The organism is Deltaproteobacteria bacterium (genome assembly GCA_020848745.1).
In the GTDB taxonomy this organism is placed as follows: domain Bacteria; phylum Desulfobacterota; class Binatia; order UTPRO1; family UTPRO1; genus UTPRO1.
In genome coordinates this window covers 1-11,223 of sequence record JADLHM010000128.1, presented here as the reverse complement: position 1 = coordinate 11,223, position 11,223 = coordinate 1, and the positions used below count along the sequence as shown (strand labels likewise).

General features: G+C 69.7%; 8 protein-coding genes. All 8 read right to left on the bottom strand.

Going from position 1 to position 11,223, the window contains the following annotated elements; all coding sequences use genetic code 11:
* Nucleotides 1–123: 123 nt before the first annotated feature.
* From IT293_18660 to IT293_18625, 8 genes are read right to left on the bottom strand one after another with little or no spacing between them, the layout of a single operon-like run.
* Nucleotides 124–1,005, bottom strand: a complete 882-nt coding sequence (locus tag IT293_18660) for a class I SAM-dependent methyltransferase (protein ID MCC6766685.1) — start codon at nt 1,003–1,005, stop codon at nt 124–126.
* 23 nt (nt 1,006–1,028) lie between these two features.
* Complete coding sequence (locus IT293_18655) at nt 1,029–1,826, bottom strand: methyltransferase domain-containing protein (protein ID MCC6766684.1); 798 nt, start codon at nt 1,824–1,826, stop codon at nt 1,029–1,031.
* Complete coding sequence (locus IT293_18650) at nt 1,792–4,929, bottom strand: hypothetical protein (GenBank protein ID MCC6766683.1); 3,138 nt, start codon at nt 4,927–4,929, stop codon at nt 1,792–1,794. Before IT293_18650 ends, IT293_18655 begins: the two co-directional genes overlap by 35 nt.
* Before the next feature lie 26 nt (nt 4,930–4,955).
* Nucleotides 4,956–6,086 (bottom strand): glycosyltransferase family 4 protein, encoded by a 1,131-nt coding sequence (locus IT293_18645; protein ID MCC6766682.1) that lies wholly within the window; start codon nt 6,084–6,086, stop codon nt 4,956–4,958.
* Between the two features lie 2 nt (nt 6,087–6,088).
* Nucleotides 6,089–6,805, bottom strand: a complete 717-nt coding sequence (locus IT293_18640) for a polyprenol monophosphomannose synthase (GenBank protein ID MCC6766681.1) — start codon at nt 6,803–6,805, stop codon at nt 6,089–6,091.
* A 19-nt stretch (nt 6,806–6,824) separates the two neighbouring features.
* Entirely contained in the window at nt 6,825–7,754 is a 930-nt protein-coding gene (locus tag IT293_18635; GenBank protein ID MCC6766680.1) for a glycosyltransferase family 2 protein, read from the bottom strand.
* A 53-nt stretch (nt 7,755–7,807) separates the two neighbouring features.
* Complete coding sequence (locus tag IT293_18630; GenBank protein MCC6766679.1) at nt 7,808–9,250, bottom strand: sulfatase; 1,443 nt, start codon at nt 9,248–9,250, stop codon at nt 7,808–7,810.
* Entirely contained in the window at nt 9,247–10,782 is a 1,536-nt protein-coding gene (locus IT293_18625; protein ID MCC6766678.1) for a hypothetical protein, read from the bottom strand. Before IT293_18625 ends, IT293_18630 begins: the two co-directional genes overlap by 4 nt.
* Between the last annotated feature and the right edge of the window lie 441 nt (nt 10,783–11,223).

The following is an 11,223-nucleotide window of genomic DNA, read 5'->3' as shown; positions in this document are numbered from 1 at the left end:
TGCATGGGACTCCCCTTCGTGTGGCTTTGAGCGGCTCACGGAGGGGAGTCCCGTCGTTAGACTCCCGGAAATGTCAAACTTCGGCTGCCTCCCCGGCATAGCCGGGGGGACTCCTGGATTGGTCTAGTCCTTCACGGCGAGCACGGCGAGGCGCGCGTTCATGCCGATCGCCGCGCCCGCCGCGAGGACCATCTCGAGCGGGATCCGCATCGCGAGCGACATGCGGTAGCGCCCGAGGTAGACCGCGCCCTGCCGGAGCTCGCGGATGCGGAACTTCGCGGTCTCCACCATGCGGCGAAGCGTCGGCGGCGTGAAGTAGTGGAGGTGCTGCGGCACGTAGAGCCGGAAGAGCAGGCCGTTCGCCGCCGGGCCGCGCACGCGCGCGTACGCGCCCACCAGCGACGTCAGCAGGCAGCGTTGATTCGGGACCGCGATCGCGATCGCGCCGCCGGGCCGCAGGAGGTCGTAGGCGCGCCGCAGCGTCGCGAGCGGATCGACGACGTGCTCCAGCACGTCGAGCATGGTGATCGCGTCGAAGCGATCGGCGAACCCGTGCTCCTCGATCGGCGCGACCACGACCTCCACGCCGAACTCGCGGGCCGCCTTTTCGGCCGTGAGCGAGCAGATGTCGATGCCCTGGACCTGCCAGCCGCGCTCGCGCGCGAGATGCATCAAGATGCCGGTACCGGCGCCGATGTCGAGCAGTTTTCCTGGTCCCCCGGTGATCCGCTCCAGGCGCTCCAGATGGCGGCGCATCTCGCGGATGACCGGATCCTCCACGAAGTTGCGGTGGCAGTTGGCGAAGAAATCCCGCACCTCGGGAAAGGCCGTCTCGTCGGTGTAGCCCTGGGTTTCGATGATGGCCTTCTCGGCGAGCGACGGCAGCGGATCGGCGCGCACGAGCCGGCAGCCTGCGCAACGCAAGATCCGTCGCCAGCCCATGTCGTGCACGAGGTCGTAGCCCGTGCCGCCGCAGAGGGTGCAGGGCGTCGGCAGCGCCGCCATCCGCGCCGCCTCATATTCCGGCGCTAGACCCTGCACAACGCGATCAAATCGAGAGCCTCGGGACGGACGGACTCGAGCACGTGAAAGTCGCTCGGCGCGATCGAGCGGCTGGCCTGATCCACCTCGGCGACCCGTCGCCGCACGCGCACCGCCAGCCGCCCGAACAACCACTTCACCACGCGCTCCGGCAGGATCTTGCGGAGGCCGAAAGGATCGAAACGCAGGATGCGTCGCACCTGTCGCGCTCGCTCGGCATCGAAGGCGCGAACCTTGTCGTTCCCCATCATGGAATAGAGATCGATCCGGCCAAAGAGCGGACGCAACAGGCTCTCGAGCTCGCCGGCGACGTACTCGTGCAGGTGGTACGGATTCTCCGAAACCGATGTCAGCCGGTTCGGCGTCGCCAGCATGAGCACGCCTCCGGGCTTCAAGGCCGCGCGAACCGCCGTGAGGAATTCCACCGGATCGGCGAGGTGCTCGAGCACTTGAAAATTCGTGACGAGATCGAAACGGAGGCCGAGGCCGGGCAATTTGTAGACGTCGACGTGTCGGAAGTCGAGATTCGGACGTTTGTACTTCGCGGTCGCGGTTTTCACGGCTGCCGCGGAGTAGTCGATGCCCGTCACGCGTCGCGCGGTTTCGGCGAGCAGCACCGTCCCGAACCCTTCGCCGCAGCCCGCGTCGAGCACCTGCCGGTCCCGAGCGAGCTCTCGGGCATAGAGATACGCGGCAACGTGGCGCGCCTCGTCGTACGCGAATCCCTCGCCGGAACCGGGACGTTCGCCGCTATGAAGTATGGGAGAAACCGCCGCTCGGGTCATACCGATCCTTCCGGGTCCTCGGTGGGAGATCGCGAAGTGTGTTGTAGCCCGCAACCACGGACCGGGAAAAGGCCGTACCGTCGGCATTTTCGAGGGAGCGCGGAACCGCCCCGGTCTGCTTGCTATGGGCCTTGCGCGCAAGACGGCGCACGATGTCGTCCGCGTCGCCATCGGCGGCGGCAGCGAGCAGCCTCGCGGCCTCCGGATCGGCGGGCAGCTCCCCGAGCGTCCAGGCCGCCGCGCGCCGCACGTCCGCGGCCTCGCTCGCCAGCGCGGTCCGCACGACCGAGGCGAGCGCGGGATCCCGGAGCGCGGCTGCCGTCCACAGAGCCGGCTCGCTACCCGATGCTATGGCGTCGCGCAGACAGTCCACCACCTCGACGCGCGTCGCTCGACCCGCGGCGGCCAGATCCAGCAACACGGAGGGCACGAGCTCCGCGATCGGCGCCTCGCGCCGCGCCAGGAGCGCCGTGAGCTGGCAGGCGAGCGCGTCGGGCGCGAGCACCGCGAGCGCGGTCGCCGCCGAGGCCGTGACCGCGGCGTCCGCGAGCGGCGCGTCGCCCGGCTGCCGCGGAATGCCCGCGCGCAGACGCACGCGAAGCGGCTCGACCATCGCCTCGTCGTCGAGAAGCCCCGCGACCTCGGCCGCGAAGGCGGCGGCCTCGACGGGCGCGGCTTCGTCGACGAGCGTCGCCCGCGCCGACGCCACGAGCGCCGCCCTTCCCGGCCATGCCGCCGGCATCTCCGGTCCGGCCCAGAGTCGGACGCGCGCCGCCGTCTGAGCGCGCGTCACCTTCATCGCCCCGAGCGCATCGCGCACGACGCGCCCGTCTCCCGACGCGGCCTCCGCGAAGAGATACGAAGCCGCGCGCGGATCGCGGAGGTCGCGGACGGTGCGCAGCAGCAGGATGCGCGCGCGCCGATCGAGTCCGCCCGCGGCGGCGTAGACCTCGAGCCCGCGCGCGGGCTCGCGGGCGGCCGCCGCGAGCAGCGCGGTAACCGCGGCGCGCCGCACGAACGCGTCGGGATCACCCGCGAGCGCGAGCAGCGTCGGCGCCGTCGCCGCCGCAGGATACGCCTCCAGCGCGGAGATCGCCCGCAATCGCGATGCGAGCTCGCCGCCGCGCCCCGCCCGCGCACGCGCCTCCTCGACCGACCACGCCGGGTGCGGGCCCTCGCCGGTCCGTGCCGCCCGCGGCCGCGCGGCCGTCCGATCGAGCACGTCGAACCTCCCATCCCGCTCGGCGAGCCGGAAATGAGCGCGCACGAAGCCGCGAAGCAGGAAGTAGTATGCCGGCGCCGCGTCGAAGAACGTGAACTGCCGATTCAGCGCCGTCACCGTCGCGGGCCGCGCGGCGGCGAGCAGGTCGAGGATCTCGGCCTCCTCGCGGTGGTCCGGCCGTCCGGGGAAGAAATAGTCGTGCGGGGTCGGGTTGCGGCCGCCGGCCAGGAACAGCACGGCGCCTATGCTGGGGAACCCGACCGTCGCGTCCGTCGCGCGGATCGTCGACGCCACACGTTCGCTGGCGGCCGCGAGCGCGCGAAGGTCTCCGGCGCGCGCCTCTTCCACGCCGACCGGCGCCACCGCGAAGGGAAGGACGAATCGCGAACCCGCGCTCAGGATCTGCGTCCCCGGCAGCACACCGATGCCGATGGCAGCGACGGGCAGCGCCACCGTGCCGACGACAATCGCGCGCAGCGCCTGCCGATGACGGGTCGCGAGCGCGTGCTCCCACGCGCGCAGCACGCGCTCGAGCAGAAAGCCGGCGAACACCAGTGAGAGCGGGGCGGCGATCAGGAGGTGCATGAAGTCGGCGCGCGGATAGAGCTGCAGGAACATGAAGCTCGAGAAGACGAGCAGCACCACTGCGACGCCGTCGCCCACCGGCCGTCCACCGCGCCGCCGGCCCCGCCAGAGCCAGCACACGCCCGCGAGGTGCGCCACGATCGTGAGCGTGAAGGCCGCGCTCTGGAGCTGCCAGATCATCGACCAGAGGAGCCCTTCCGGCATGACGCCGAAGTGCGCAACCGCCGCGGCCGCCGCCGCGACGGCCCCGACGATCGCCGCGAACATCGTCCGCGGCATGACCCAGCGCTTCGCGAACAGCGCGGCGACGGCATAGGCCACGGCGAGAACCGTCACCAACAGCCCCCACGGCTCCGGCCGGGGAAAGGGAACGTAGTAGATGTCGGCCGCACCCGACCCGATCAACAGAACCTCGCGCAGGAATCCCGCCGTTCCCAAGCGCCGCCAGAAGTACGCGAGCCAGGGCCCCGAGAGCGCCAGGAACGGGACGCCGAGGACCACGAGGTCACCGAGAGCACCGATCCGTCGGACGCGCCCGCGCGTCGCCGTACCGGCCATCACCAGCGCGAGCGGAACGAGGTAGATCACCGCGTCGAGCGGGCGCGGCACGATCCCGAACACGACGACCACGCCGAAGAAGATGGCGACGAACACGAGCGCCCAGAGCGCGGCGACCAGGCGGCCGCCCATGCCATCGGCGGTGCGCTCGGTGGCAAGGACGCTGGCCGCCGCCGCCGCAAATGCGAACACCCCCGCGTTGGGCTTCATCGCGAGGGTCGCCGCGGCGGCGACCCCCGCCGCCGCGAGCCAGGCGCGGCGTCCCCCGCACACGAACGCGACGACCGCGCCCGCCGTCGCGAGCCACCCCGCCGTCGCGAACCATGCCGGGTATGCGATGTTGAACGCGCAGAACTCGCCCGGGTAGACGGGAATGAAGGCGAGATAGAGCGCCGGAACGACCAGCGCGATCCACGGCCGCGCCATCCCCGCGAGCAGCGCCGCGAGACCCGCGACGCTCGCCGCGTGCACGAGTGCGAGGAGGGTCCGAAACGCGACCAGGTCGCCGGTCGCACGCCAGGCGGCCGCGTTCAGCGCGAAGAAGCCGGGCGTATAGCCGGTGCTGAAGTCGAGGTACGGAAGCTCGCCGCGCACCACGCGGCCGATCTGATAGAGCAACGTCCCTTCGTCCTCGACGTTCAGGCCGTAGGCGCGAAACGGCAGGAGGTACGCGAGGGCGTACACGAACGCGGCGACCGCGATCGCCGCACGGCGCGTCCGGGAGGCGAAGTCGGGCATCGTGCGTCGAGGCTCGCGTGCCGCGCTCACGTCCGGACGCCGAACCCCGCCACACGATCGATCACGGCCTCGATCTGATCGGTGACGCTGTCCCATGTGAAACGCGCCGCCCAGGCGAGCGCTCCGGCCCGGAGGCTCTCCCAGGTCGCGTCCTCGCTCAAGAGACGCAGCATCGCGGCGGCACATGCCCCGACGTCGCCGTGCGGCACCAGCAGGCCGCTCTCGTCGTGGCGAACCGAGTCACGAAGCCCCGGCGAATCGCTCGCCACCGCGGGGGCGCCGCACGCCGCCGCCTCGAGCACCGTGAGGCCCCAGCCCTCCTTCTCCGAAGGGTTCACGAAGACGCGCGCCGACTGGTAGAGCGCGACCTTTTCGGCCTCATCCACGAAGCCGCGGAACTCGACGGCCGATGCGAGGCGCAGACGCGCGACCCGCCGCTCGAGATCCGCGACCGCCTCGCCGCGCCCGACGATCACGAGCTTCGCCGCCGGCACGCGCGCCAGCACGCGCGGCATCGCGTCGATGACGACGTCGATGCGCTTGTAGGTCTCGACCCGCCCGAGCGACAGCACCGTCGGCCCGGGCGCCTGCCCCGCCGGCCGGTACCGTTCGTGGTCCAGTCCATTCGGAATGAACGTGACGTTCGCCGCCGGGACGCCGCGCGCGATCAGATCGTCGCGCGTGCTCGGCGAGACCGCGATCATCGGCACGCGCCGGTAGACCCAGGGAATCGGACGCTCGCTCAAGTACGTCGCGGCCGCGATCGGGAACCGCTCCTGCCGGAACGCGGTGGCGCCGAAGAGGTGGTGCACGAGGCCGAGCACCGGCACGTTGGACCAGAGCGGCCCGTAGAACGGCAGCTTGTTCAGGTTCTCGACCAGCAACGCGCGGTCCCCGACGTCACGCACGAGACGATGCGCGACGAGCGGGCCGCGAAGGTAGAACGTGTACCGGTTGCCGGCGTGCAGGACGCGCATGCCGCGCTCCTCGCCAACCGGCGGCGCCCCTGGATAACCGGCGCACACCACCGTCACCGGGAAGCCGCGCGCCGCGAGCCTCCCGAAGACCTCGTTCTGATGCACCTCGGCGCCCCCGGCCAGGGGGTTCGCGAGGTCGCGCTCATTGAGAACGAACAAGTGCGGCCGCGTCGCCGCCACCGTCAGAGCTTCCCGCGCAGGTCCTGCATCTTCAACCACCACACGATCCAGAAGGCCTCGATGCTGATGCGCTTGTTCATCTTGGACTCGCCGACCGTCCGATCGGCGAAGATGATCGGCAACTCCTTGATGCGGCCGCCCTTGCGCCAGAGGCGGTACGACATCTCGATCTGGAACGCGTAGCCGTTCGACCGGACGCGATCGAGGTCGACCATCTCGAGCGCGCGCCGCTTCCAGCACTTGAACCCTCCGGTGATGTCCCGGACGGGCATCTTGGTGATCGCGCGGGCGTACGCGTTCCCGAAGTAGCTCAACAGCAGCCGTTCGATCGGCCAGTTCACGACCGTGATGCCATTGATGTAGCGCGAGCCGAGCACCACGTCCGCACCGTCGATCTCGGCGAACAGCGCCGGGAGCGAGGAGATCGGGTGGGAGAAGTCGGCGTCCATCTGCACGACGAGGTCGGCGCCCATCTCGAGGGCGCGCCTGAAGCCGGCGATGTAGGCCGGCCCGATGCCCTGCCGCACCGTGCGCAGGAGGAGATGCACGCGCGGGCTCTCGCCCGCCAGGTGCTCGACCGCGTCGGCGGTGCCGTCCGGCGAGCTGTCGTCCGCGACGAGCACCTCGATCTCGGGATCGACCGCGAGGATCTGCGGCACGATCGCGCCGATGTTCGCACGCTCGTTGTACGTCGGGATGACGACGACTTTCTTGGCCATGTGGGTCGGTACTCCGAGTTCAACGCAGCCCGAGCGCGCGGAACGGCGGCTGGCGACGGCGCACGCCGTCGAGCCATCCCCGCACCTTGAGCCACACGCCGCCCGCCTCACCCGTCGGCAGACGGCGCAGGAACACGAACGGCAGGGTGAGCACGATACAAGTCCACAGCTTGATCTTCTGAAGCGTCGTGGCGTGCTTGCGCGCGAAGAGCACCGTGCTGCGCGCACTCAGGTACTTGCGCGGGCTGACGTAGGCCGGGCCGCCGAGCGTCCGGTTGCCGCGGTGGCGGACGATCGCGTCGGGCGTGTATCGGATCCGCCATCCGCGCTCGCGCGCGCTCGCGCACCAGTCGACGTCCTCGTGATACGCGAAGAAGTCCTCGTCGAAGGTGCCGACGTCGCGGAGAGCGCCGCACGACAGCAGCAGGGCGCATCCCGGCACCCATTCGACGTCGCGCGGCTCGTCGTACTGACCGGTGTCCCGCTCGCCCCAGCCCGCCAGGCTCACCAGGCTCTGGCGATAGTCGACGCCGCCATAGGTCATCCAGAGTCGACCCGGGTCGTCGAACGCCAGAACCTTGCCGCCAACCGCCGCAACCCCGTCCGACCGCGCCGCCGCGACGGCGGCACGCAACGCCCCGGAATCGACCACGACGTCGTTGTTCAGAACGTATGCGAAGTCATAGTGCATCTCGAGTGCCCGCCGCAGCCCCACGTTGTTTCCGCCCGCATAGCCCTGGTTGATCGGCAGCTCGATGCAGTCGACCGCCGGATACGCCGCTCGCACCGCCGGACACACCGACCGGCGCGATCCGTTGTCGATCACCAGGACGCCAAAAGCCGGATAGTCCACGCCCTGGAGACTCGCGAGGCAGGCGAGCGTGTCATCGGCGCCGTTCCAATTCAGGACGATGACGAGCACCCGCGGCCACGCTTGCGAGAGTGCCATGCGCCCTGCGGAGCCGGCAACCCCCGAAAACGCCACGACGGCCGCTACATCCGCTACTCGACGTATCCGAGCGCCCGAAGGCGCCGGCGGTCCTCCTCGCTCGGCCCGCCGGCCGCGCCCGACGTGCGCGACCCGCGACACGCCGCGAGCGTCGGCACCAGCGCGGCCCGCAGCCTCGCCATCACGGCGACGTCGTCCCCCGCCCGGTCGCGCTGCTCGCGCGGGTCGGCGTCGAGCGCGTAGAGCTCCTCGTGCACGACGACGCCACACGGGTCGACCCGCGGCGCTCCGGAGTCGCGGAGCTCGTTCTCGACACGAGCCGCGTCAGGCCGCGCTTCGGGCGGCAGCCATTTCTGCGCCGCCACGTATTTCCATCGACCGTCGATCACCGTGCGCAACACGTTACGCTCCGCGATCAGCAGCTCCGCGACGAAGGGACGCGCCGCCGCGGCGCCGAGCGGCGTACCGTCGAGACCCGCCGGCCGATCGCGGACACCGAGCGCCTCGAGGATCGTCGGCAGGAGATCGACCGTCGCGGCGAGCCGCCCCTTCGGCGGCGTCGGCCATGCGGACGCCGGCCACAGGACGAGAGGAACCCGCAGCACGTCGTCGTAGAGCGTCCACGCGTGCTCGACGAAGCCGTGATCGAGGAACTCCTCGCCGTGGTCAGCGGTCAGCACCACACGCGTCCCATCCAACACCCCGAGCCGCTCGAGGCCGGTGAACAGCTGGCGGATCGCGTCGTCCGTGTCGGCGATCTCGGCGTCGTAACGCGCGACTTGATCCTCGAAGCGCGGATCGCCCGGTCCGAACCCTTCAGCGCGGAGCTCGTTCAGCCTCGGCCGCACGTCGGCATAGATGTTCAGGGGATTGGCGATCGGCGTCGACGTGAACCGGCGATAGTGCGCCGTGCTCGGCTGATAGGGTCCGTGCGGATCGAGGTAGTGGAGGTAGAGGAAGAACGGGCGATCGGAGGCGCGCGCAACGAAGGCGAGGGCTTCCTCGGAGAGCTGAGGCCCGAGGCCGCTCACGCCCCACGCCTCCGTGAGGTGACGCGCGACGCCGAACCCCTGCGCGAAGCCCGGATCGGTCAGCATGGTCGTGGCGCTGAAGAACCCGGTTGCGTAGCCGGCGCGCTCGAGGATCTCCGCGAGCGTTTCGTCGCTCGCCGCGGGCTTCGCCCCCCACCCCATGGCGCCGCTCGTCGACGGCAGCTTCCCGGTGAACAGCGCGGCCACCGCCTCACGCGTGAACGAGGAGTTGGTGCGTGCGTCCACGACGCGCACGCCCGCACGAGCGAGACCGTCGATGAACGGGGACGTGTCGCGACCGTAGCCGTAACAGCCGAGGTGATCGGCGCGCAGGGTATCGACGTTGATGAGGACGAGGTTCGGCCGCGCCGGGGCGCTCGATCGGTAACCGGTGGTCGCCGCACCGAGCCCGACGACACCGAGCAGGACGATGAGCCCAACGGCGATCGCACGCGGCATGCTCATACGCGCGGCTGCTCACACGTCGTCCGCAGCATCGTTCTCACCTGCTCGATGACACTCGGGCTCACGGGTGAAGCCGCATGGTGGACGAGAAAATGAAATCCTCCACAGGCCGCCCAACGAAACCTGGCATCGCGGATCGACCGGAGCGCTTCATGCGCGGCGTCGAGATCATGGCCGGCGAGGAAGCGCGCCGCCACCCCCCATCCCAATCCGGCGAACGCTCGATCGCGGCACCGCGCGTCGACGAGAGCGCCGAGGCGGGCGGTCGCGCTCGACCAGTCGCGTGCGCGATCCGCTTCCGCGACTCCGAAGACCATGCATCCCTCCGCACGGTCCGCTTCGAGATCCGCCGCGTAGCTCGTCCCCCGACCGAGCAGCCGCCCCTGCCCCGCCAATGCCCCGGCCGCCAGGAGTACGACGATCGCGGCAACGAGGCGGTCGCTCATCGAGGTCGCCCAGCGATCGGCTACGAGCGCCGACACCCAGAACAGCGCGACCTGTAGCGCCACGTAGAAGCGAGCATAGTAGTACCCTTCGTCCGGCGACGGCGATATGCGCGCCGCCAGCAGCATGAGAAAACCCAGGTAGGGTGCGATCGCGAACGGTAGGAGGTCCCAGTACCGATCGCGCACGCGCCGATCCCGACTCCGGACGAGCGCCCCCGTAAGCGTCAGCAACGCGGCCCCACACGCCGCCAGTACACACTCTCCGCCAGGCGATGCCCATCCGAACGACGTCGCGAGCTCGGTGAGGATCCGTCCGCCGTCACGGAGCCAGTCACGCGAGGGGGCGCTGGTCACGTGCGTACGCCACATCCACGCACCGTGCGGCCGCAGCCATAGATTCTGCGCGGCCCATGGCGTGACTCCGATGATCCCCCCCATCGCCACGAGCGGCAGTCGCATGCGATCGGCGCACACGACCGTACGAAGGACGAGGATCGGGACGATGAAGAGCGCCGACACGTACGACATCCACAGGGCCATCCCGCTTCCCAAACCCAGCCGAAGGGCGCACCACGCCGATTCGCGACGTCCTTCTCGACGTGCCCGGCCCCACGTCAGGTAGGCATCGAGAGCGAGCGCCACCGGCAGCAAAGATTCGGGGTGCGACCCTACGAGGGTGACGTTCAAGCGGGCGAACGTCGGACTCGCCAAGGCAAAACACAGACCGAACCACAGCGCGACCCGCGGCGACCAATGACGCCACCCCACGGCGACGAAGGCGATCAACGTCAGCGTGGACCACGCGAGCGCCAGCCCCTTGAGCGCGACGAGGCTCGTCCCGACGAGGCGAATCCACGGCACCGCGAGCAGCAGCAGCACGACGGAGCCGCCGTGATTCAGATCGTCCTGGTGGTCGAGCACGCGACCGATTCCATCGCGTGCGAGCTCGAGACCACTGAAGAGAAAGACCGGCTCCTCCCAATTGTTGGTCTCGTCGTACGACGACAACAGAAGGGCCCCGCGAAAGGCGACGAACAGCGCCACCAGCGCAATGAACGCCGCGACATACTTCACCCGATCATGCACGTTCGTTCACGCAGCAGGCTTCCCATGACGCATCCCAGCTCTCACCTACGCGAAGTCGGTTGGCGCCGATCTGCCCGAGTTCTTCGGATCGCCGCGAAGCGAGGTTTTGCCTACCTGGGACTCAGTCAGCTACTGTTACACGTTCGGAGACCCTGACCCCCTCGATGCTCTTCAATACCTGGCTCTACGCCTTTTTCTTGGCGACGGTGTTCGCCGTCTATTGGGCCCTACCGTGGCCAGGACTGCGCCCTCACTGGCTCATCCTCGCCGGCATAGCGTTCTACGCCAACTACTTCCCTCCTCACGTTACATTGACCCTGATGTGACAGAAAATCTGACGAGTCCGAGCGGTGCGGGGCACTGAGAAGGCCCTTCATTGTGGTAGAGCGGGTGTTGCGAGCATCCAACATCCACCACAACGAAAGGCCATTCCCAATGCGA